This is a genomic window from Streptomyces mayonensis (assembly GCF_018982965.1).
Lineage (GTDB): Bacteria > Actinomycetota > Actinomycetes > Streptomycetales > Streptomycetaceae > Streptomyces > Streptomyces mayonensis.
This window is the reverse complement of sequence record NZ_JACBYP010000062.1, coordinates 25,052-47,524: the sequence shown is the minus strand read 5'-3', so window position 1 is coordinate 47,524 and position 22,473 is coordinate 25,052. Positions and strand designations below refer to the sequence as shown.

Annotated in this window: 22 protein-coding genes; 20 read left to right on the top strand and 2 right to left on the bottom strand. The window is 69.3% G+C overall.

Annotation, left to right across the window (positions count from 1 at the left end; translation table 11 throughout):
- The 3 genes from HZS56_RS22490 to HZS56_RS22480 form a co-directional block, all read left to right on the top strand.
- On the top strand, positions 1 to 1,263 hold a 1,263-nt coding region (locus tag HZS56_RS22490; RefSeq protein ID WP_253914674.1), incomplete at its 5' end, for a site-2 protease family protein.
- 59 nt (positions 1,264 to 1,322) lie between these two features.
- Positions 1,323 to 2,225 (top strand): tRNA (adenine-N1)-methyltransferase, encoded by a 903-nt coding sequence (locus HZS56_RS22485; RefSeq protein WP_216722570.1) that lies wholly within the window; start codon positions 1,323 to 1,325, stop codon positions 2,223 to 2,225.
- 291 nt (positions 2,226 to 2,516) lie between these two features.
- Positions 2,517 to 3,095, top strand: coding sequence for a hypothetical protein (locus HZS56_RS22480; RefSeq protein ID WP_216722569.1), 579 nt, complete (start codon positions 2,517 to 2,519; stop codon positions 3,093 to 3,095).
- 76 nt (positions 3,096 to 3,171) lie between these two features.
- On the opposite strand, the gene HZS56_RS22475 is transcribed toward HZS56_RS22480, so the two are convergent.
- Positions 3,172 to 3,477 (bottom strand): ferredoxin, encoded by a 306-nt coding sequence (locus HZS56_RS22475; protein WP_216722568.1) that lies wholly within the window; start codon positions 3,475 to 3,477, stop codon positions 3,172 to 3,174.
- A 245-nt stretch (positions 3,478 to 3,722) separates the two neighbouring features.
- Between HZS56_RS22475 and arc the strand changes: the two genes are divergently transcribed.
- The 6 genes from arc to prcA all read left to right on the top strand — a co-directional run bounded on the left by arc (position 3,723) and on the right by prcA (position 9,907).
- Positions 3,723 to 5,489: a proteasome ATPase gene (gene arc, locus HZS56_RS22470; RefSeq protein WP_216722567.1), complete on the top strand. Its 1,767-nt coding sequence runs from the start codon at positions 3,723 to 3,725 to the stop codon at positions 5,487 to 5,489.
- A 232-nt stretch (positions 5,490 to 5,721) separates the two neighbouring features.
- On the top strand, positions 5,722 to 7,233 hold the full coding sequence (dop, locus tag HZS56_RS22465; protein WP_374201195.1) for a depupylase/deamidase Dop: 1,512 nt from the start codon (positions 5,722 to 5,724) through the stop codon (positions 7,231 to 7,233).
- A 178-nt stretch (positions 7,234 to 7,411) separates the two neighbouring features.
- The gene (locus HZS56_RS22460; protein ID WP_216722566.1) at positions 7,412 to 7,630 is read left to right on the top strand and encodes a ubiquitin-like protein Pup; all 219 of its coding nucleotides are present in this window, start codon (positions 7,412 to 7,414) and stop codon (positions 7,628 to 7,630) included.
- A gap of 46 nt (positions 7,631 to 7,676) precedes the next feature.
- Positions 7,677 to 8,282 carry an endonuclease VII domain-containing protein gene (locus tag HZS56_RS22455; RefSeq protein ID WP_216722565.1) on the top strand — a complete coding sequence of 202 codons (606 nt, stop codon included), beginning with the start codon at positions 7,677 to 7,679 and terminating at the stop codon, positions 8,280 to 8,282.
- On the top strand, positions 8,234 to 9,079 hold the full coding sequence (gene prcB, locus HZS56_RS22450; RefSeq protein WP_216722564.1) for a proteasome subunit beta: 846 nt from the start codon (positions 8,234 to 8,236) through the stop codon (positions 9,077 to 9,079). The genes HZS56_RS22455 and prcB overlap by 49 nt, the downstream gene beginning before the upstream one ends.
- 63 nt (positions 9,080 to 9,142) lie before the next feature.
- Positions 9,143 to 9,907: a proteasome subunit alpha gene (gene prcA / locus HZS56_RS22445; protein WP_216722563.1), complete on the top strand. Its 765-nt coding sequence runs from the start codon at positions 9,143 to 9,145 to the stop codon at positions 9,905 to 9,907.
- Between the two features lie 24 nt (positions 9,908 to 9,931).
- Here the strand turns inward: prcA and HZS56_RS22440 are convergent, their stop codons facing one another.
- Positions 9,932 to 10,942 carry a LacI family DNA-binding transcriptional regulator gene (locus HZS56_RS22440; protein ID WP_216722562.1) on the bottom strand — a complete coding sequence of 337 codons (1,011 nt, stop codon included), beginning with the start codon at positions 10,940 to 10,942 and terminating at the stop codon, positions 9,932 to 9,934.
- Between the two features lie 114 nt (positions 10,943 to 11,056).
- Between HZS56_RS22440 and HZS56_RS22435 the strand changes: the two genes are divergently transcribed.
- The 11 genes from HZS56_RS22435 to HZS56_RS22385 all read left to right on the top strand — a co-directional run bounded on the left by HZS56_RS22435 (position 11,057) and on the right by HZS56_RS22385 (position 22,452).
- Complete coding sequence (locus tag HZS56_RS22435) at positions 11,057 to 12,316, top strand: MFS transporter (protein ID WP_216722561.1); 1,260 nt, start codon at positions 11,057 to 11,059, stop codon at positions 12,314 to 12,316.
- Between the two features lie 9 nt (positions 12,317 to 12,325).
- Positions 12,326 to 13,687, top strand: coding sequence for a Pup--protein ligase (pafA, locus tag HZS56_RS22430; RefSeq protein ID WP_031047948.1), 1,362 nt, complete (start codon positions 12,326 to 12,328; stop codon positions 13,685 to 13,687).
- A 165-nt stretch (positions 13,688 to 13,852) separates the two neighbouring features.
- Complete coding sequence (locus HZS56_RS22425) at positions 13,853 to 14,860, top strand: FKBP-type peptidyl-prolyl cis-trans isomerase (RefSeq protein WP_216722560.1); 1,008 nt, start codon at positions 13,853 to 13,855, stop codon at positions 14,858 to 14,860.
- A gap of 60 nt (positions 14,861 to 14,920) precedes the next feature.
- Positions 14,921 to 15,292: an FKBP-type peptidyl-prolyl cis-trans isomerase gene (locus tag HZS56_RS22420; protein WP_216722559.1), complete on the top strand. Its 372-nt coding sequence runs from the start codon at positions 14,921 to 14,923 to the stop codon at positions 15,290 to 15,292.
- A gap of 137 nt (positions 15,293 to 15,429) precedes the next feature.
- On the top strand, positions 15,430 to 16,383 hold the full coding sequence (locus HZS56_RS22415) for a helix-turn-helix transcriptional regulator (protein ID WP_216722558.1): 954 nt from the start codon (positions 15,430 to 15,432) through the stop codon (positions 16,381 to 16,383).
- An 18-nt stretch (positions 16,384 to 16,401) separates the two neighbouring features.
- Positions 16,402 to 17,454 (top strand): helix-turn-helix transcriptional regulator, encoded by a 1,053-nt coding sequence (locus tag HZS56_RS22410; protein WP_216722557.1) that lies wholly within the window; start codon positions 16,402 to 16,404, stop codon positions 17,452 to 17,454.
- 47 nt (positions 17,455 to 17,501) lie between these two features.
- On the top strand, positions 17,502 to 17,762 hold the full coding sequence (locus HZS56_RS22405) for a phage terminase large subunit family protein (protein ID WP_216722575.1): 261 nt from the start codon (positions 17,502 to 17,504) through the stop codon (positions 17,760 to 17,762).
- Positions 17,763 to 17,772: 10 nt separating this feature from the next.
- Positions 17,773 to 17,967 (top strand): hypothetical protein, encoded by a 195-nt coding sequence (locus HZS56_RS22400; protein ID WP_194278332.1) that lies wholly within the window; start codon positions 17,773 to 17,775, stop codon positions 17,965 to 17,967.
- 280 nt (positions 17,968 to 18,247) lie between these two features.
- A complete protein-coding gene (tatA, locus tag HZS56_RS22395) occupies positions 18,248 to 18,535 on the top strand; it encodes a Sec-independent protein translocase subunit TatA (RefSeq protein ID WP_216722556.1) in 288 nt (95 codons plus the stop codon).
- 47 nt (positions 18,536 to 18,582) lie between these two features.
- Positions 18,583 to 19,533, top strand: coding sequence for a twin-arginine translocase subunit TatC (tatC, locus tag HZS56_RS22390; RefSeq protein WP_216722555.1), 951 nt, complete (start codon positions 18,583 to 18,585; stop codon positions 19,531 to 19,533).
- Positions 19,534 to 19,599: 66 nt separating this feature from the next.
- Complete coding sequence (locus HZS56_RS22385) at positions 19,600 to 22,452, top strand: DEAD/DEAH box helicase (RefSeq protein WP_216722554.1); 2,853 nt, start codon at positions 19,600 to 19,602, stop codon at positions 22,450 to 22,452.
- Positions 22,453 to 22,473 lie beyond the last annotated feature (21 nt).

The following is a 22,473-nucleotide window of genomic DNA, read 5'->3' as shown; positions in this document are numbered from 1 at the left end:
GCCGACGCCCCCGCGGAACACCGGCGCCCCGCCCACCACGCCGCCGGCCCACGCCACCGCACCGAGGCCCACACCGGCGGCGAAGGCGGCCCCGGACGGCCACCGCAACGCCGGCCGGAACCCGGCGGCGGACTGCTCATGGGCAGGCCCTTCGGCGTACCCGTCTACGTCGCCCCCAGCTGGTTCCTGGTCGCCGCCCTCATCACCTGGGTCTTCGGCGGCCAGCTCGACCGCGTACTGCCCGAACTGGGCGCCGCCCGCTACCTGGTCTCCCTCTTCTTCGCCGTCGCCTTCTACGCCTCCGTCCTCGTCCACGAACTCGCCCACACCGTCGCCGCCCTCCGCTTCAAACTCCCCGTCCGCCGCATCCAGCTCCAGTTCTTCGGCGGCGTCTCCGAGATCGAGAAGGAGGCCGAGACCCCCGGCCGCGAATTCGTCCTCGCCTTCGTCGGCCCCCTGCTCTCCCTCGTCCTCGCCGGCGTCTTCTACGCCGCCCTGCTCCCCGTCGAACCCGACAGCGTCCCCGGCGTGCTCCTGGCCGGCCTGATGGTCTCCAACCTCATCGTGGCCGTCTTCAACCTGCTCCCCGGCCTCCCCCTCGACGGCGGCCGCATGCTCCGCGCCGTCGTCTGGAAGATCACCGGCAGACCCATGAGCGGAACCGTCGCCGCCGCCTGGGTCGGCCGCGCCCTCGCCATCGCCGTACTGATCGGCCTGCCGCTGCTCACCCAGTCACTCGGGTCCGACGCCGCGGACGACGTCGGCATGGACACCGTCATGGACGCCCTGCTCGCCGCCATCCTCGCCGCCATCATCTGGACCGGCGCCGGAAACAGCCTCCGCATGGCCCGCCTGCGCGAACACCTCCCCGAACTCCGCGCCCGCGCCCTCACCCGACGCGCCGTACCCGTCCCCGCCGACACCCCCCTCTCCGAGGCATTGCGCCGCGCCAACGCCTCCGGCGCCCGCGCCCTCGTCGTCGTCGACACCGAGGGCAGGCCCGTCTCCCTGGTCCGCGAGGCCGCCATCGTCGGCGTACCCGAACACCGCCGCCCGTGGGTCCCCGTCAGCACCCTCGCCCAGGACCTCACCGACGGCATGCGCGTCTCCGCCGAACTCACCGGCGAGGAACTCCTCGACGCCCTGCGCGCCAACCCCGCCACCGAATACCTCGTCGTCGAGGAGACCGGCGAGATCTACGGCGTCCTGTCCGCCGCCGACGTCGAGCGCGCCTTCGTGAAGGCCATGGCCCGCCCCTCCTGAGCACCCCAGCGGCCACCTGCGTGGTCGGCGGCCCCGCCCGGGACCGGTAGGCTGGTCACATGTCCGAACCGACCGGTGCCGCCCGCAGGCGCGGGCCCTTCAAGGTCGGGGACCAGGTTCAGCTGACCGACCCCAAGGGCCGCCACTACACGTTCACACTCGAGGCCGGGAAGAACTTCCACACCCACAAGGGTTCCTTCCCCCACGACGAACTGATCGGCGCTCCCGAGGGCAGCGTTGTCCGCACCACCGGGAACGTCGCCTACCTCGCGCTGCGCCCCCTGCTCCCCGACTACGTCCTGTCCATGCCCCGCGGGGCAGCCGTCGTCTACCCGAAGGACGCGGGACAGATCCTCGCCTTCGCCGACATCTTCCCCGGCGCCCGCGTGGTCGAGGCCGGCGTCGGCTCCGGCTCCCTCAGCAGCTTCCTGCTGCGCGCCATCGGCGACCAGGGCATGCTCCACTCCTACGAGCGCCGCGCGGACTTCGCCGACATCGCCCGGCAGAACGTGGAACGCTACTTCGGCGCCCCCCACCCCGCCTGGCAGCTCACCGTCGGCGACCTCCAGGACAACCTGTCCGACACCGAGGTCGACCGCGTCATCCTCGACATGCTCGCCCCCTGGGAGTGCCTGGACGCCGTCTCCAAGGCCCTCGTCCCCGGCGGCATCCTCTGCTGTTACGTGGCCACCACCACCCAGCTCGCCCGGACCGTCGAGTCCATCCGCGAGATCGGCTGCTTCAACGAGCCGACCTCCTGGGAGACCATGATCCGCAACTGGCACGTCGAGGGCCTCGCCGTACGCCCGGACCACCGGATGATCGGCCACACCGGCTTCCTCCTCACCGCCCGCCGCCTCGCCGACGGCGTCGAGCCGCCCATGCGCCGCCGCCGCCCCGCCAAGGGCGCCTACGGCGAGGACTACGACGGCCCCAACGCCGGAGCAGGCGCCGGCCGCTGACACCACCCCCGCCCGCGGCCAACGCACAGACGCCGTGTTGCCGCCACCCACCGTCAGTACCCCGACGTCGAATCCCACCGTCGGACCCCCACCGTCCGCCGCCCGCCGACGACGGACCGGGGAGACGGACCGGGGAGACGGACCGGGCAGACGGACGAACATCGGGACGACCGGCCCGGCAATCCGCCGAGTACCGACCCCGCCGTTCCCCCGCACTGTGACGTGTGGCACCATGCTGGGCACCCCCTGCCACCACCCCCACCGGCACAGCCCTCACAGGAGACACTCCTCGTGCAGCACACCGCCGTTCCGGACCTGTCCCACACCCACACCCGCCCGATCCACTGGGTCGCCACCGCCACGGCCGTCGCCGGAGTCGTCGCCCTGACCTCCGTACTGCAGCCCGACGCCGCGACCGCCGCACAGCCCGCCACCGGCGGATCGAAGAACGCGCCCGCCCACAGCGCCCCGCCCGACCCGTCGGCCGCCGCCTACCCCCTGGAATGCGGCCCGGTCGACGCACTCGTACAGAAGAAGGCCTCCGGCGACCTCGACGGCGACGGCCGCCCAGAAACCGTGGCCGCCGTACGCTGCGACGCGGGCATGGGAACACCGCCCACCGGCGTGTACGTCCTCACCCGCGACACCGACAGCGGCGAACCCCGCGTCGTCGCCACCCTCGTCGACCCCAAGGACCGCCACTCGGTCACCGGGCTCACCGTCCGCGACGGCGCCGTCCGCGCCACCCTCCTCGGCTACTCGTCGGCGGACGTGCCCAACTGCTGCCCCGACGTCACCGAGCATGCGAAGTGGCAGTGGAAGGACGGCACGTTCATCAAGGACACACCCTCACAGGCGCGGACCGTCTGACCGCCGCCACCCCCGACCAACGGGTGTGACACACCAGACACCAGTCACACAACGTACACGTCACGTTGCAATTTGGTCACTCTGCGTCCGGGCCGTACACCTCTGCCCTGTCCGAAACACGACGCACATGAATGCACTCGCCCGGACACTCCCTGGCCGAGTCCACCACATCCGTGAGAAGCGGCAACGGCACCGGCGCCGTCGCCCCCGCCGCCTGCAACAACTCGTCGTCCGCGCCCTTGACGTACGCCAGACCGTCGATGTCCAGCTCGAACACCTCCGGCGCGTACTGCGCACAGATGCCGTCACCCGTACACAGGTCCTGGTCGATCCAGACCTCCAGAGCCTCACCGCCGACTCCGGCCTCCTGCTGCACGCTCATCTCTCCTACCGTCTCCGGCGCCGAGCCGCCCGGGAATCCGGCCAGCTCCGACGGGTGTTGAACACTTCGACCCTACCCCCGCCGGGGTTTCCCTCCCGTCCGATGGGTATTCCCCTGGCGTGAGGGAGAGCGCAAGGGTGAAGATCGGACACACCCCGACCGTCTTTGTGATCTAGGGGTTTCAATCGACACCCACCCAGGTAGGGTCTGGAAGCGTCCAGCTCCCCTTGGAGGAGGTGAGGACCGTGGCAGCCCACGACGACGACATGAACCGCGGCATCCGCCCGGGACGCGGGTCCGAGGACCCGGCCGGGCAGGTGGCCTACCTTGAGCAGGAGATCGCCGTCCTGCGGCGCAAGCTCGCCGAATCTCCGCGACACACGAGAATTCTCGAAGAGCGGATCGTCGAACTGCAGACCAACCTGGCCGGCGTCTCCGCCCAGAACGAACGACTCGCCGGCACACTCCGCGAGGCCCGCGACCAGATCGTGGCCCTCAAGGAGGAAGTCGACCGGCTGGCCCAGCCGCCCGCCGGCTTCGGAGTCTTCCTGCAGGCCAACGACGACGGCACCGCCGACATCTTCACCGGCGGCCGCAAACTCAGGGTGAACGTCAGCCCCAGCGTCGAGCTCGACGAACTCCGACGCGGCCAGGAAGTGATGCTCAACGAAGCACTCAACGTGGTCGAGGCCATGGAGTACGAGAGCGTCGGCGACATCGTCACCCTCAAGGAAATCCTCGAGGACGGCGAGCGCGCCCTGGTACTCGGCCACACCGACGAGGAAAGGGTCGTACGGCTCGCCGAACCCCTGCGCGGACTCACCATCCGCCCCGGCGACGCCCTCCTGCTCGAACCCCGCTCCGGCTACGTCTACGAAGTCGTACCCAAGAGCGAGGTCGAAGAACTCGTCCTCGAAGAAGTCCCCGACATCGGCTACGAGCAGATCGGCGGCCTCGGCGGACAGATCGAAGCCATCCGCGACGCGGTCGAGCTCCCCTACCTCTACCCCGACCTCTTCCGGGAACACGAGCTCCGCCCGCCCAAGGGAGTCCTGCTCTACGGACCCCCCGGATGCGGCAAGACACTCATCGCCAAGGCCGTCGCCAACTCACTGGCCAAAAAGGTCGCCGAAGTGACCGGCCAGGCCGCAGGCAAGAGCTTCTTCCTCAACATCAAGGGCCCCGAACTCCTCAACAAATACGTCGGCGAAACCGAGCGGCAGATCCGCCTCGTCTTCCAGCGAGCCCGCGAAAAGGCCAGCGAGGGCACCCCCGTCATCGTCTTCTTCGACGAGATGGAATCCCTCTTCCGCACCCGCGGCTCCGGCGTCAGCTCGGACGTGGAAAACACCATCGTCCCCCAGCTGCTCGCCGAGATCGACGGCGTGGAAGGCCTGCAGAACGTGGTCGTCATCGGCGCCTCCAACCGCGAGGACATGATCGACCCCGCCATCCTGCGCCCCGGCCGCCTCGACGTGAAGATCAAGATCGAACGTCCGGACGCCGAAGCGGCCAAGGACATCTTCGGCAAATACCTCACCCAGCGCCTTCCGCTCCACGCCGACGACCTCGCCGAGCACGAGAAGGACAAGACCGCCACCGTCCAGAGCATGATCCAGACCGCGGTCGAACAGATGTATGCCGAATCCGAGGAAAACCGCTTCCTCGAGGTCACCTACGCCAACGGCGACAAGGAAGTCCTCTACTTCAAGGACTTCAACTCCGGCGCCATGATCGAGAACATCGTCGGCCGCGCCAAGAAAATGGCGATCAAGGACTACCTCGAGAAGGACCAGAAGGGCCTCCGCGTCTCCCACCTCCTCCAAGCCTGCGTGGACGAGTTCAAGGAGAACGAAGACCTCCCCAACACCACCAACCCCGACGACTGGGCCCGCATCTCCGGAAAGAAGGGCGAACGGATCGTCTACATCCGCACCCTCGTCACCGGAAAACAGGGCGCGGACACCGGACGCTCCATCGACACGGTGGCAAACACCGGTCAGTACCTGTAAAAGGCCGGGGCGGCTGCGGGTCCCCACAGTGGGTACCCGCAGCCGACTGCTTTCCGGAGCCCGACTGGAGCAAGGCAATGCCGCAAATGATCTCCCCACCAGCGCAAAGGCGTTCTAGGCTCTTCCCTACCGCCGGGTCACGCAGTGCGGGGACGGGCACCGCACACGCAACGCAGCGCCAGCGGTACTTGAGCAGCGCCCACCACGGGCACTGCCGGGCAAGGAGGGCCGCATGACCGTACGGCGAGTAATGGGCATCGAGACGGAGTACGGCATCTCCGTCCCCGGCCACCCCAACGCCAATGCCATGCTCACCTCGTCCCAGATCGTCAACGCCTACGCCGCGGCGATGCACCGGGCCCGACGCGCCCGCTGGGACTTCGAAGAGGAGAACCCCCTCCGCGACGCGCGAGGCTTCGACCTCGCCCGCGAGGCCGCCGACTCCAGCCAGCTCACCGACGAGGACATCGGCCTCGCCAACGTCATCCTCACCAACGGAGCACGCCTCTACGTCGACCACGCACACCCCGAATACAGCGCCCCCGAAGTCACCAACCCCCGCGACGCCGTCCTCTGGGACAAAGCCGGCGAACGCATCATGGCCGAAGCCGCCGAACGAGCCGCCCAGCTCCCCGGCGCCCAGCCCATCCACCTCTACAAGAACAACACCGACAACAAGGGCGCCTCCTACGGCACGCACGAGAACTACCTGATGAAGCGCGAAACCGCCTTCTCCGACATCGTGCGCCACCTCACCCCCTTCTTCGTCTCCCGCCAGGTCTTCACCGGCGCAGGCCGCGTCGGCATCGGCCAGGACGGCCACGAACACGGCTTCCAGCTCAGCCAGCGCGCCGACTACTTCGAAGTCGAGGTCGGCCTCGAGACGACACTCAAACGGCCCATCATCAACACCCGCGACGAACCCCACGCCGACGCGGAAAAATGGCGCCGCCTCCACGTCATCATCGGCGACGCCAACCTCTCGGAGATCTCCACCTACCTCAAACTGGGCACCACGGCCCTGGTCCTCTCCATGATCGAAGACGGCTTCATCGCCGTCGACCTCGCCGTCGACCAGCCCGTACGCACCCTCCACCAGGTCTCCCACGACCCGAGCCTCAAGCAACTCGTCACCCTCCGCAGCGGCCGCACACTCACCGCCGTACAACTCCAGATGGAGTACTACGAGCTGGCCCGCAAATACGTCGAGGAACGCTACGGAGCCGACGCCGACGACCAGACCAAGGACGTCCTCGGCCGCTGGGAGGACACCCTCAACCGGCTCGAGAACGACCCCATGAGCCTCGCCGGCGAACTCGACTGGGTCGCCAAACGCGAACTCATGGAGGGCTACCGCCGCCGCGACAACGTCGACTGGGACGCCGCCCGGCTCCATCTCGTCGACCTCCAGTACGCCGACGTACGCCCCACCAAGGGCCTCTACAACCGCCTGGTGGACCGCGGCCGCATCAAGCGGCTCCTCGACGAGAACGAGGTCGAGAGGGCCCGCACCAAGCCGCCCGAGGACACCCGCGCCTACTTCCGGGGGCGCTGCCTGGAGCAGTACGCCGACGACGTCGCCGCGGCCTCCTGGGACTCGGTGATCTTCGACCTGCCGGGCCGGGACTCGCTCCAGCGCGTCCCAACCCTGGAACCGCTTCGCGGAACGCGTAATCACGTCAAGGAACTCCTGGACCGCTGCCGCACCGCCGACGACCTGGTCAAGGTGCTGTCCGGCGGGTGAGCGGGCCGAGCGGGAACAGGGCGGAAAACCGCCGGACAGGGTGGAAAATCCCGGGTCCGGGAATCATGGAGATGGTCCCCGTACGTTGAGGAGAGTGCGGGGCCGATGTCGGACCCGCCTTGTAGGGTCTGATCTTGACCGAGCAACTGTGTCGGGCGAACCGAGCGGGGTGAGGGTTATGGCGACCAAGGACACCGGTGGCGGACAGCAGAAGGCCACACGTTCCACCGAGGAGGTCGAGGAGCAGGCGCAGGACGCGCAGACCTCGGAAGACCTCAAGGAACGCCAGGAAAAACTGAACGACGACGTGGACTCCGTATTGGACGAGATCGACGACGTACTCGAGGAAAACGCAGAGGATTTCGTGCGTAGCTTCGTGCAAAAAGGCGGGGAATAAAGGCGCTTTGGCCTTTTCTCCTTCGAAGTGAAGTCAGGGGGGTGTGATGGCGGGACAGCCGGGCGATAAGCGGTGCACGGGCTGCAAGCGAGCTTTGTCCGTGGCTGAGTTCGCCCGGGACAAGAACCGTCGTGACGGCCTTCAAGTGCGGTGTCGGGAGTGCGTGGCAGAGTACAGCGCCGCCCACTACCGGCGCCGCCGGGAGGCCATGGGGCGGACTGTCCGGGAGACAGTTGACGTCCCCGTGGGCCACAAGCTCTGCCGGAGCTGCGGCGAAGTCAAGCCTCACAGCGAGTGGCATCGCAACGCGACCGCCTCCGACGGCCTGTCGACCCGTTGCAAGGCTTGCCGAGCTATTGAGGGGCGTGCAGGCCACCTGAAGCGTCAGTACGGCATCACCGAGACGGAGCGTGATGCCCTGATCGCAAGTCAGGGCGGTGTCTGCTGCATCTGTCTTGCGGCTCCTGCCGCACATGTGGATCACTGTCATGAGACGGGTAGGGTCCGTGGCGTACTGTGCTTCAGCTGCAACGCTGCGCTGGGGCAGTTGAAGGATCGGCCCGATGCCATAAGGCGGGCTGCCGCTTACCTGGAAGGAAACGCGTGGAAGCCAACACTCGTAGCACCGGGCGTCTACCGGCTGCCTTCCTGACGCCCGGGTCGTCTTCGTTCATGGACTTCCTCGGTGAGCACCAGCCGGAGATCCTGCCGGGCAACCGGCAGCTGCCTCCGGTGCAGGGTGCCGTCGAGGCGCCGCACGGCACCACGATCGTGGCGGTCACGTTCCCCGGTGGTGTCGTCCTCGCGGGTGACCGGCGGGCGACGATGGGGAACATGATCGCGCAGCGGGACGTCGAGAAGGTCTTCCCGGCCGACGAGTACTCGGCGGTGGGTATCGCCGGTACGGCGGGTCTGGCCGTGGAGATGGTGAAGCTGTTCCAGCTGGAGCTGGAGCACTTCGAGAAGGTCGAGGGTGCGCAGCTGTCCCTGGAGGGCAAGGCGAACCGGTTGTCGACGATGATCCGGTCGAACCTGGGCATGGCGATGCAGGGGTTGGCCGTGGTGCCGTTGTTCGCGGGTTATGACGTGGACCGGGGCAGGGGTCGGATCTTCTCGTACGACGTGACGGGTGGTCGGTCGGAGGAGTTGAACTTCGCGACGACGGGGTCGGGGTCGATCTTCGCGCGGGGTGCGATGAAGAAGCTCTTCCACGACGAGCTGACCGAGGAGCAGGCGACGACGCTGGTGGTGCAGGCGTTGTACGACGCGGCTGACGACGACTCGGCGACGGGTGGTCCGGATGTCGCGCGCCGGATCTATCCGATCATCACTGTGATCACTGAGGACGGTTTCCGCCGGCTGGGTGAGGACGAGTGCTCGGCGCTGGCGCGTTCGGTGCTGGAGCGGCGGCTGGAGCAGCCGGACGGTCCTCGGGCCGCGCTGCTGTAGGCGGGTGCGGTCTTCGTGTTGTCAGGTGGTCCAGTGACTTCGACAGAAAGGGACGGGTAACCGGTGTCGACGCCGTTCTATGTTTCTCCTCAGCAGGCGATGGCCGACCGGGCGGAGTACGCCCGGAAGGGTATCGCGCGTGGTCGCAGCCTGGTGGTGCTGCAGTTCGCCGACGGCATCGTGTTCGTCGGTGAGAATCCGTCCCGTGCGCTGCACAAGTTCAGTGAGATCTATGACCGGATCGGTTTTGCGGCCGCCGGTAAGTACAACGAGTACGAGAATCTGCGGATCGGTGGTGTGCGGTATGCCGATCTGCGGGGTTACACCTATGACCGTGATGATGTGACGGCTCGTGGTCTGGCGAACGTGTATGCGCAGACGTTGGGCACGATTTTCTCGAGTCAGGCCGAGAAGCCGTACGAGGTGGAGTTGGTCGTCGCGGAGGTCGGTGAGAGTTCGGAGCAGGATCAGATCTACCGATTGCCGCATGACGGGTCGATCGTGGACGAGCACGGCTCGGTTGCGGTCGGGGGCAACGCGGAGCAGATCAGCGGGTATCTGGATCAGCGGCATCGTGACGACATGACGTTGGCGGAGGCGCTGCGGCTGGCGGTGCAGGCGTTGTCGCGGGACACGAATGGTGGGGAGCGGGAGATTCCGGCGGAGCGGCTGGAGGTCGCGGTGCTGGACCGGACGCGTCCGCAGCAGCGGAAGTTCAAGCGGATCGTGGGCGGTCAGTTGTCGCGGTTGCTGGAGGCGGGTGCGAGCGCGGGTGAGTCGTCGGCGGCAGAGGCCGAGGCGGGGGAGTCCGAGACGGACGAGGAGTAGGGCGGCCGGGGGCTTTGGTGCCGTTCATCGTGGCGGTGCTGTCGATCCTCGTACGATCAGGTTGACGGGCAGGTCTCCTTCTTCGGGGGCCTGCCCTTCCAGTACGGCGAGCAGTGCGCGCATGCCGCGTTCGCCGAAGGCTTCGGCGTCGAGGCGGACGGTGGTGAGTTCGGGGTCGATGGCGGTGGCGAGGCCGAGGTCGTCGAGGCCGGTGACGGAGAGGTCGTCGGGGATGCGCAGGCCTGCGCGGCGGGCGGCTTTGTAGGCGCCGGCGGCGAGTTTGTCGTCGTCGCAGACGAGTGCGGTGGGTTTGGGGCCGGGGGCGGTGAGGGCGGCTTCTGTGGCGGTGCGGGCGGCGTCGATGGAGATGGGGGCGCTGATGGTGCGGAGGTCGGTGCCGGGGGTGGCGGTCAGTCGTGTCGCCAGTTCGCGGGCGCGTACGGCGAAGGTCCAGGAGGGGACGTCGGCTGCGAGGTGGAGGAAGCGGCGGTGGCCGAGGGAGAGGAGGTGGTCGGTGATCTGGTGGATGCCGTCGGCGATGTCGAGGTTGACGGTGGTGGCGCTGTGGCTGCCGTCGGGGTCGCTGTCGAGCATGACGAGGGGGAGTTGGTCGCCGCGGAGGGCGGTGAGGGCGTCGGCGGCCATGGAGGAGGCGATGATGCCGTCGAGTGCGGTTTGTGCGGAGGCGAAGGGGTCGCGGGCGGGTCCGATGCCTTCGGGGGAGGGGTAGAGGACGACGCCGAAGCCGTGTTGGGCGGCGACGCGGGCGGCTCCGGTGTAGACCTCGGCGAAGAATTCGGTGGTGAGGGCGGGGACGACGAGGAGGACGGTGCGGGTGTGGCCGAGGCGGAGGTTGCGGGCGGCGAGGTTGGGGCGGTAGCCGAGTTGGTCGGCGGCGTCGCGGACGCGTTGGGCGGTGGGTTCGGAGACGCGGCCTCGCCATTTGTCACCGAGTACGAGGGAGACGGCGGCCTGGGAGACGCCGGCTGCCTGGGCGACGTCCCTGCTGGTGGGGCGTGTGCTGCCTCGTGCCACCGTTCGCCTGCGCTTTCGTCTGGACTCGTGGACTTGCGACATGGTACGTATGACCGAGGTAGTTATACGTAACACTTGATGACTCCTGTTGGAGTGAGGACGAGGGGGCGCCGCGTGGTTTCCGGGTATCTGGACATCCTCCGGGCGAGGCATGCCGTGCGGTTGCTGGCGGGCACGCTCGTGGGGCGGTTGCCCAACGCGACGGCGCCGATCGCGATCGTGCTGTTCGTGCGGGCGGAGGGTGGTTCGTACAGTCTCGCGGGTGCGCTGGCGGCGGTGTACGGGGTGGCGAACGCGGTGGGGCAGCCGGTGCTGGGGCGGCTCGTGGACCTGTTCGGGCAGCCGCGGGTGCAGTTGCCGGCGGCGGTGGTGTCGGCGCTGGCGATGGCCGCTTTCGCGTTCGCGGGTACGGGTTCGGTCGTGTTCGCGTACGTGGCGGTGGGGGTGGCCGGGTTGTTCACGCCGCCGTTGGAGGGCGGGCTGCGGGCGCTGTGGCCGAGTGTGCTGCGCAAGGAGGACCAGGTGCACACGGCGTACGCGATGGACGCCGTGGCGCAGGAGGTGATGTTCACGGTCGGGCCGCTGCTGGTGACGGTGTGCGTGTCGCTGTGGTCGCCGCAGGCGGCGCTGCTGGTGCTGAACGGTCTGGGGGTGCTGGGTGCGCTGTCGGTGGTCGTGTCGCCGCCGTCGCGTGCGTGGCGGTCGGCGCCGCGTGAGGCGCACTGGCTGGGTGCGTTGCGTTCGGGCGGGCTGCTGGTGCTGCTGGGGGCGTTCCTGTTCGTGGGGATGGCGCTGGGGTCGATCACGGTGGCGTCGGTGCCGTACGCGGACGAGCACGGTGGTGATGCGGTGTACGGGTGGCTGATGGCGGCTCTGGGGCTGGGTGCGCTGGTCGGGGGTGTGGGGTACGGGGCGCGGCGGTGGGCGGGTGAGCCGGCGCGGCGGCTGCGGGTGCTGGTGGCGGCGTTGGCGGTGTGTTATCTGCCGTTGATGCTGATGCCGGGTGCGGTGGCGATGGTGTTGCTGGCGGTGCTCGCGGGGGTGTTCCTGGCGCCGTGCATCGCGTGTGCGTTCGTTCTGGTGGATGTGCATGCGCCGCGGGGGACGGTGACGGAGGCGTTCTCGTGGCTGGTGACGACGTTCACGGTGGGTGCGTCGGTGGGTACGGGTCTTGCGGGGCCCGTGGTGGAGCGTGGTGGGGCCTTGTGGGGCTTCGCGGTGCCGGGGGCGGCGGGTTGTGTGTCGTTGCTCGTGCTGGCGTGTACGGGGCGGGTCCTGGCAGCTCCTGCGGGGGGTGCGGTGGTTGCGGCTTCATCGGAAAATGATCCAAACCGTGCCGTCGAACCCCGTTTCAGTTCGGGTCATCAGGCGTAATGTTCAGTCATGGACCGCCGCATTTTCGGGCTGGAGAACGAGTACGGCGTCACGTGCACGTTCAGGGGACAGCGCCGCCTGTCGCCTGACGAGGTGGCGCGGTACCTCTTCCGCCGTGTCGTGTCATGGGGCCGCAGCAGCAATGTCTTTCTGCGCAACGGTGCCCGCCTCTATCTCGACGTGGGTTCGCATCCGGAGTACGCGACACCTGAATGTGACAATGTGACTGAGCTCGTCACCCACGACAAGGCGGGCGAGCGCATTCTCGAGGGACTCCTGGTGGACGCCGAACGACGCCTGCACGAGGAGGGAATCGCGGGCGACGTCTACCTCTTCAAGAACAACACCGACTCCGCGGGCAACTCGTACGGCTGCCACGAGAATTATCTGGTGGCGCGGCACGGGGAGTTCTCGCGGCTGGCGGACATCCTGATCCCGTTCCTGGTGACGAGGCAGCTGCTCTGCGGTGCGGGCAAGGTGCTGCAGACGCCGCGTGGTGCGGTGTACTGCGTGAGTCAGCGGGCCGAGCACATCTGGGAGGGTGTCTCCTCGGCGACGACGCGTTCCCGGCCGATCATCAACACGCGGGACGAGCCGCACGCGGACGCCGAGCGCTACCGGCGGCTGCATGTGATCGTGGGCGACTCGAACATGTCGGAGACGACGATGCTGCTGAAGGTCGGTGCGACCGACCTGGTGCTGCGCATGATCGAGGCGGGCACGGTGATGCGGGATCTCACCCTGGAGAACCCGATCCGGGCGATCCGTGAGGTCAGTCACGACATCACGGGCCGGCGCAAGGTGCGGCTGGCCAGTGGCCGGGAGGCGTCCGCGCTGGAGGTGCAGCGGGAGTACTACGAGAAGGCGGTGGACTTCGTGGACCGCCGCGGCATCCGCACCGGGACGGTGGAGCGGGTGCTGGAGCTGTGGGGCCGCACGCTGGAGGCGATCGAGGAGGAGGACCTCGACCGGATCGACACCGAGATCGACTGGGTCATGAAGTACAAGCTGCTCGAGCGGTACCGGGCCAAGCACAACATGACGATGTCGCATCCGCGGGTCGCGCAGATAGACCTCGCCTACCACGACATCCACCGTCGTCGTGGGCTGTACTACCTGCTGGAGAAGAAGGGCCAGGCGGCGCGGGTCGCCAACGACTTGAAGATCTTCGAGGGCAAGTCGGTGCCGCCGCAGACGACTCGGGCCCGGTTGCGGGGTGACTTCATCCGGCGGGCGCAGGAGCAGCGGCGGGACTTCACCGTCGACTGGGTGCACCTCAAGCTGAACGACCAGGCGCAGCGCACCGTGTTGTGCAAGGACCCGTTCCGTTCGGTGGACGACCGGGTGGAGAAGCTGATCGCCGGGATGTGATCCGGCGGGCGGTTGAGGCAGCGGGTTGAGACAGGCGTTCGCGCGCGGAAGGGCGGAACGCCACACGGGCACCGTACGTTAGCCGTGCGGTGCCCTTCTCACGCCGTAGAGTTGCGCGCACGCCAGCCATCAGGACCGACCCGACACCGATACGAGGCCCCCACCGTGCGCCGTCGCTCACTCCTCATCGCCGTCCCCACCGGACTGGTCACGCTCGCCGCCTGCGGTGACGGTGACGATTCCGGGTCGAGCAGTGGGGGAGAGAGCGCGTCGCCGCAGGCGTCGGCCTCGTCGTCGGCTGCTCCGCCGCCGAAGATCGTGGACGGTCCGCTGCCGGCGATCACGGCGGGGACGAAGTTCGACGAGAAGCCGACGGTGGCGAAGGGCAGCGGCGATCCGTCGAAGGATCTCGCGGTGAAGACGGTCATCGCCGGTGGTGGCCGGGCCGTCGCGGAGAACGACTTCCTGATGGCGAACTATCTCGGTCAGGTGTGGCAGAGCGCGAAGGTCTTCGACAACTCCTACGACCGCAAGACGCCCATCATCATCCAGCTCGCCCAGGGCAGCATCATCGACGGCTGGCGGTACGCCCTCGCGGGCAGGAAGACCGGCAGCCGCGTCCAGTTCTCGGTGCCGCCGGCCTACGGGTACGGGGAGCAGGGCAACCCGCAGGGGGGGATCAAGGGCGACGACACGCTGGTGTTCGTGGTGGACGTGCAGGAGACGTTCAACGCGCAGAGCAGCGCCAAGGGCAAGAAGGTCCCGCAGGACGACGCCGCGCTGCCGAAGGTGGGCACGAACACGGACGGCAAGGCGCCCTCCATCGAGGTGCCGGAGGCCGACGCGCCGAAGAAGCTCGTGGCGGAGTACGTCCTGGAGGGCGACGGTGCCGAGGTGGGCGCGCAGGACACGGTGCTGGTGCAGTACAAGGGCGTGGTGTGGGACGGCGGCAAGGAGTTCGACTCGACGTACGCCAGGAAGCAGCTGACGTCGTTCTCGCTGCAGCAGGTCGTCAAGGGGTGGGCGCAGGGGCTGACCGGGAAGAAGGTCGGCAGCCGGGTTCTCGTGGTGATCCCGCCGGACCTGGGGTACGGCGACAACCCGCCGGAGGGCAGCGGCATCGAGAAGGACTCGACGCTCGTGTTCTCCGTCGACATCCTGGGGAAGATGTGAGGCGTCGCGGGTGTAAGACTTGGACGTTGCCTTTCCGCAGAACAAGCAGGAGCTGAACACGTGAGCATCGACAAGCCCGAGGTTGACTTCCCGGGTGGCGAGCCGCCGGCGGACCTCGAGATCAAGGACATCTGGGAGGGTGACGGCCCGGTCGCCGAGGCCGGTCAGACCGTGACCGTGCACTACGTGGGCGTGGCGTTCAGCACGGGTGAGGAGTTCGACGCCAGCTGGAACCGCGGTGCGCCGTTCCGTTTCCCGCTGGGCGGCCGGCGGGTCATCGAGGGCTGGGACCGGGGTGTGCAGGGGATGAAGGTCGGCGGCCGCCGTCAGCTGACGATCCCGGCGCACCTGGCGTACGGCGACCAGAGCCCGACGCCGTTGATCCAGCCGGGCGAGACGCTGATCTTCGTGGTCGATCTGCTCGGAGTCTGAGCGTCGTCCGGACGGACGGCGGTCGGAGCCGGTCATCGGGGGTCCATGCCTGTCCGGGCATGGGCCCTCGGCTTTTGCCGCGCAACCGTTGGGCGGTACGGTCATCCGTCGTAAGCACCATAGGGAGAAGGGCGTCGATGGCCATTGCCAAGGCCGAGCGGCTGATGAACCTGGCGCTGTGTCTGCTCGGGACACGGCGGCCGCTGAGCAAGCGTGAGCTGCGGGAGTCGGTCGAGGCCTATCTCGAGGCGGGCTCCGACGACGCCTTCAACCGTATGTTCGAGCGGGACAAGGACGATCTGCGCGAGCTGGGGCTGGTCATCGAGACCGTGGAGAGCCTGGACGGGGAGATCGGCTATCTGGCGCGCCGGGACAGCAACCGGCTGCCGCCCATCACGCTGGACGCGGAGGAGGCCGCCGCGCTCGGGCTGGCCGCGAAGGTGTGGCAGCAGGCCAGGCTGGCCGGTGCCGCGAGCGGCGCGCTGCAGAAGCTGCGGGCGGCCGGGCTGCCCGAGGACGTGGACCCGTATGAGCCGCACAGTGCGCTGGAGCCGCGTATTCCGGTGCACGAGGCGGCGTTCGAGCCGCTGATGCTGGCCTGCCGCGACCGCCGTCCGGTGGTCTTCGACTACCGCAAGGCGAACGCCGCGCAGCCCGGGCCGCGGAACGTGGAGCCGTGGGCGCTGGAGTGCTGGCGCGGCCACTGGTACCTGGCCGGTTTCGACCGGGACCGGGGTGCCGAGCGGGTCTTCCGGCTGTCGCGGATCACGGGGAAGGTGCGTTCGCGCGGTGCGCGGTTCACGGCGCCGGTGCCCGACGTGGTCACCGTCCGGGAGACGGTCGCGAGCTGGGCGGGGGAGACCGCCGACCGGTCCGCGCTGATCCGGCTGCGGTCGGGCGCGGGGTATCCCCTTCGGGCGAAGGCCACGGGGGTGCGGGAACTCGGCGACGGCTGGGACGAGTTGGAGATTCCGTACGGGCACGGTCTGGACGCCTGGCTGGTGGAGTTCGGGCCGGACGTGGTGGTGCTGGAGCCCGCGGAGTTGCGTGCGGACGTGGTGGACCGGCTGCGTGCCGTCGCCAAGGGCTGAGGGGGAGCGGACTACACAGTGGCTGGCAAACCGGTCAGGGCAGTGAACGCCATCGACCAGACCCGGCGGATGCTGTCCCTGGTGACGTATCTGCGCGAGCGCCCCGGCGCCCGGGTCGAGGACGTCGCACGGGCCTTCGGCATCACCGAGGACGAGCTGGTCTCCGACCTCGACGTGCTGCCCATGTGCGGCACCAGTTTCCGCGGCGGCGACCTGCTCGACATCGACACCGACGGGGAGCGCATCTGGTGGCACAATCCGGCGGCCCTCGGCGCGGACGCCGCCGAGCCGCTGCGGCTGGCCGCCGACGAGGCGACGGCGCTGCTGGTGGCCGCGCGGGCCGTCGCGACCCTGCCGGGCCTGCGCGAGAGCGACCGGCAGGCGCTGCTGCGGGCCACCGCGAAGGTGGAGACCGCGGCCGGTGAGGCCGCCGGTGCCAGCTCGCGCCTGTCGGTGACCTTCGAGTCCGAGGGCGGTGTCTTCGCCGACGTCGACCGGGCCATCTCGGAGCGCCGCCGGCTGTGGATCCGCTACTACTCGCCGGCCCGGGACGAGCTGACGGAGCGGGAGATCGACCCGATCCGGCTGGTCAGCGTCGGGCACACGTATGTGGAGGCCTGGTGCCGCCGCTCCGAGGCGCGGCGTACCTTCCGGCTCGACCGGGTCGCGGAGATCCGCATCCTGGACGAGCCGTCGGCGCCGCCCGAGGTGGAGCTGCGGGACCTGTCGGAGGGGCTGGTGCAGCCGGCCGCCGAGGACCCGGAGGTCGTCGTGGAGGTGGGGCCGGGCGGGCGCTGGGTCGCCGAGTACTACCCGCACGACAGCGCCGATGAACTTCCCGACGGCGGGCTGCGTATCACCCTGCGCACCCCCGACCCGGCGTCCCTGCGGCGCCTCGCGCTGCGGCTGGGCCGCGACGGGCGGATCGTCTCCCCGCCCGCACTGGCCGACAGTGCCCGGCGGGCGGCCCGCGAGGCGCTGTCCGCGTACGACGGGGTGGACGCGGCCGGAGCGCACGGCCCGGCCGGGACGGATCCGGGGCGGCACGACAGGCAGGAGCGGACACGGTGAGCGACCCCCTGAAGGCGGGTGCGGCAGGCGGGGCGGGCGGGCCCGGCATGACGGCGGCGGCCGCGTTCGCCGGTATGCGGCGCGTGCCCCCGGTCGTGTTCAAGGCGGGCTGCCCCGACTGCCGCGCCAGCTTCGAGCTGGCCGCGAGCGCGCTGCGTCTGGCCATCGGCGCCACGAGCCGTACCACCTTCTACTCCTTCACCTGCCCCGAGTGCGGGTCGGCCGTGCGCAAGCCGGCCGGGGAGCGGGTCGTGGAGCTGCTCACCGGAGGCGGGGTCAGGACACTGCGGCTGCACTCGACCGTCTAGTCTCGATCCCATGTTCTGGCCGATGTTCGCCGTTGCCGTGGGTTTCCTGGGGCTTGCCGTCCTCGCGGTGTTCGCCGTGAAGGTGTTCGTGGAGGCTCAGCGCCTGGGCCGGCAGGTGAGCGACTCGGCCCGCCGGATCAGCCGTGCCGCCGACGACCTGGAACGTGCGACCGAGAGCGCGGCCCGCGCCGTGGACGCGCTGTGAAGGAACGGAGCACGCCGTGCCGCTTTCCGGGTGGCCCCCCGGATGCGCCCGGGGCGCGTTTTGCGCCGCTTCGCCCTGTCACCCCGCGGGCACCGGAAGGTACGCTGCTGGTCGCGGCCAGGAAAACGAGGCCCGGCCGCGGAGACGGGAGTACGCACGGGGATTGCCTCACGTTCACCCCTGAGCGTTACGATCGCTGCACAAGACGATCGATCGGACGCATGTCCGGCCGATCGGACAGCACCCCCACCCAGCCGCCTCGGTGAGAAGGTAAAGACTTATGTTCGGAAGGCTCGGAGCCCCCGAGATCATTCTCATCCTCGTCGTCATCATCCTGCTGTTCGGCGCGAAGAAGCTTCCGGACATGGCGCGGTCCCTCGGCAAGTCCGCCCGCATCCTCAAGAGCGAGGCCAAGGCCATGAAGGGCGAGAACAAGTCCGACGAGTCCGCTCCGGCCGACCCGCCGAACCCCGAGCAGTCCGCGGCGCAGCGCACCATCCAGGCTTCTCCCGGCGACGTGACCAGCTCCCGGCCGGTCGCCGAGCCGACGGACACGACCAAGCGCTGACGCAGGGCCGGTGACCTCCGGCCCGCCGCACGAGATGGGAACGTGGGTTGCTGAAGTCTGCCCGCAGCAAGGAGAAGGATCCCGAGGGACGGATGCCCCTCGCGGAGCACCTTCGTGAGCTCCGCAACCGGCTCGCGAAGGCGCTGCTCGCCATTGTCGTCGTGACCGTGGTCGCCGCGTTCTTCTACCGGGACATCATCAACTTCCTCACCGATCCGATCCTGGAGTCGGTCGGCTGTGAGAAGTCCTTCGAGGAGCTGGCCCGGTCGAAGGCCGGCTCCGAACCGTGCGCGCAGATCACCATCAACGGTCTGCTCGGCCCCTTCACCCTGGCGCTGAAGGTGTCCCTGACCGCCGGCATCGTGCTGGCCTCGCCGGTCTGGCTCTACCAGCTGTGGGCGTTCGTCGCCCCGGGACTGCACCGGAACGAGAAGAAGTACGCCTACGCGTTCGTCGCCAGCGGCGCCCCGCTGTTCCTCGTCGGCGCCTACTTCGCCTACGCGGTGCTGCCCACCTCCGCGAAGGTGCTGATCGACTTCACGCCGAGCGACGTCGACAACCTGCTGCCGCTGGACGAGCTCCTCGACCTCGTCACGCGCATGGTGGTCGTCTTCGGCCTCTCCTTCGAGCTGCCCCTGCTGCTGGTCATGCTCAACCTCACCGGAGTGCTGTCCGGCAAGCGGATGCTCGGCTGGTGGCGCGCCATGATCATGGGCATCACGCTGTTCGCGGCCATCGCCACGCCGAGCACCGACCCGCTGACCATGATGATGCTGGCCGGGCCGATCTGGGTCCTGTACTTCGCCGCGGTGAGCATCGCCCTGCTCAACGACCGCCGCAAGAGCCGCCGCGCGGCCCTGGAGCCCGACGACGACGAGGCGTCCGACCTGGACCTGACCCCCGAGGACATCGGCGAGGTCGAGCCCGTGACCACCGCCAGGGCCCTGCCCGAGCAGGCCACGAGGGACCGGGTCAACGGCTTCGACGACGTGACCTGAGGCCCGCCGGGGCGGTGACGGCCGGCGCCACCGCCCCCACGCAACCCCCACACGGCCGTTCGGATAATGATCGTCCTGTTGTCGGTGCGGCCCGGTACGCTCGAAAGCACGATGACAGAGGATCTCTCACCGGCCGAGCGGTACGCGGCAGCCCGCCGCCGCGCCGCCGAGCAGGCCACCGCGCTCGCCTCCTTCCGCGAGATGTACGACTTCGGCCTCGACCCCTTCCAGATCGAGGCCTGTCAGGCGCTCGAGGCGGGCAAGGGCGTGCTGGTGGCCGCGCCCACGGGCTCCGGCAAGACGATCGTCGGCGAGTTCGCCGTCCACCTCGCCCTCCAGCAGGGCAGGAAGTGCTTCTACACGACACCCATCAAGGCCCTGTCGAACCAGAAGTACGCCGACCTGTGCCGCCGCTACGGCACGGACCGGGTGGGCCTGCTCACCGGCGACAACAGCGTGAACCCGGACGCGCCGGTGGTCGTCATGACCACCGAGGTCCTGCGGAACATGCTGTACGCGGGCTCGCAGACCCTCCTCGGCCTCGGGTACGTGGTCATGGACGAGGTGCACTACCTCTCCGACCGCTTCCGCGGCGCCGTCTGGGAGGAGGTGATCATCCACCTCCCCGAGTCGGTGACACTGGTGTCCCTGTCGGCGACCGTGTCCAACGCGGAGGAGTTCGGCGACTGGCTCGACACCGTGCGCGGCGACACCCAGGTGATCGTCTCCGAGCACCGGCCCGTCCCGCTGTTCCAGCACGTACTGGCCGGACGCCGGATGTACGACCTGTTCGAGGAGGGCGACGGCCACAAGAAGGCCGTCAACCCGGACCTCACCCGCATGGCGCGCCTGGAGGCGAGCCGGCCGTCCTACCAGGACCGCAGACGCGGCCGGGCCATGAAGGAGGCCGACCGCGAGCGCGAGCGCCGGCAGCGCTCCCGGGTGTGGACGCCGAGCCGCCCCGAGGTCGTCGAGCGGCTGGACTCCGAGGGGCTGCTGCCCGCGATCACCTTCATCTTCAGCCGCGCCGCCTGCGAGGCCGCCGTCCAGCAGTGCCTGTACGCGGGCCTCAGGCTCAACGACGAGGACGCACGGGACCGGGTCAGGGCCCTGGTCGAGGAGCGCACCGCCTCCATCCCGACCGAGGACCTGCACGTCCTCGGCTACTACGAGTGGCTGGAGGGCCTGGAGCGGGGCATCGCCGCCCACCACGCGGGCATGCTGCCGACCTTCAAGGAGGTCGTCGAGGAGCTGTTCGTCCGCGGCCTGGTGAAGGCCGTCTTCGCGACCGAGACCCTGGCCCTGGGCATCAACATGCCCGCCCGCTCGGTCGTGCTGGAAAAACTCGTCAAGTGGAACGGCGAGCAGCACGCCGACATCACCGCCGGTGAGTTCACCCAGCTCACCGGCCGGGCCGGCCGCCGCGGCATCGACGTCGAGGGCCACGCCGTGGTGCTGTGGCAGCGCGGCATGAACCCCGAGCACCTCGCGGGGCTGGCGGGCACCCGCACCTATCCGCTGCGCTCCAGCTTCAGGCCGTCGTACAACATGGCGGTCAACCTGGTCGAGCAGTTCGGCCGGCACCGCTCGCGCGAGCTGCTAGAGACGTCGTTCGCGCAGTTCCAGGCCGACAAGTCCGTCGTCGGGATCTCGCGGCAGGTGCAGCGCAACGAGGAGGGCCTGGAGGGCTACAAGGCCTCCATGACCTGCCACCTCGGCGACTTCGACGAGTACGCCCGGCTGCGCCGCGAGCTGAAGGACCGGGAGAACGAGCTGGCCCGGCAGGGCGCCAGCCAGCGGCGCGCCGAGGCCGCCGTGGCGCTGGAGAAGCTGAAGCCGGGCGACGTGATCCACGTGCCGACGGGCAAGTACGCAGGCCTCGCCCTGGTCCTCGACCCGGGCCTGCCCGCCGGCCGTTCCAACGGCCACCGCGGCTTCGAGCACCACGACGGGCCCCGCCCGCTGGTGCTCACCGCCGAGCGGCAGGTCAAGCGGCTGGCCTCGATGGACTTCCCGGTGCCCGTCGAGGCGCTGGACCGGATGCGGATCCCGAAGTCCTTCAACCCGCGCTCGCCGCAGTCCCGCCGCGACCTCGCCTCCGCGCTGCGCACCAAGGCCGGGCACATCCCGCCTGAGCGCGCCCGCAAGAAGCGTTCCCAGGCGGCCGACGACCGGGAGATCGCCCGGCTGCGCAAGGCGATCCGCGCCCACCCCTGCCACGGCTGCGACGACCGCGAGGACCACGCCCGCTGGGCCGAGCGCCACCACCGGCTGATGCGCGACACCTCGCAGCTCGAGCGGCGGATCGAGGGCCGCACGAACACCATCGCGCGCACCTTCGACCGGATCGTCGCGCTGCTCACCGAGCTGGACTACCTGCGCGGCGACGAGGTCACCGAGCACGGCAAGCGCCTGGCCCGGCTCTACGGCGAGCTGGACCTGCTCGCCAGCGAGTGCCTGCGCGAGCGGGTCTGGGAGGGCCTGTCGCCGGCCGAGCTGGCCGCCTGCGTGTCGGCGCTGGTCTACGAGTCGAGGGTCGCCGACGACGCGACGGCGCCGAAGGTGCCCTCCGGCAAGACCAAGGCGGCGCTCGGCGAGACGGTCCGCATCTGGGGCCGGCTCGACGCCCTGGAGGAGGACTTCCGGATCAGCCAGACCGAGGGGGTCGGCCAGCGCGAGCCCGACCTCGGCTTCGCCTGGGCGGCGTACATGTGGGCGTCCGGCAAGGGCCTCGACGAGGTGCTGCGCGAGGCGGAGATGCCGGCCGGCGACTTCGTGCGCTGGTGCAAGCAGGTCATCGACGTCCTCGGCCAGATCGCGGCCGCCGCACCCGGCGAGGGCTCCACGGTCCCGAAGAACGCCCGCAGAGCCGTCGACGGCCTGCTGCGCGGAGTGGTCGCCTACTCGTCCGTGGGCTAGCCCCACCTGTTGAAGGCCCGG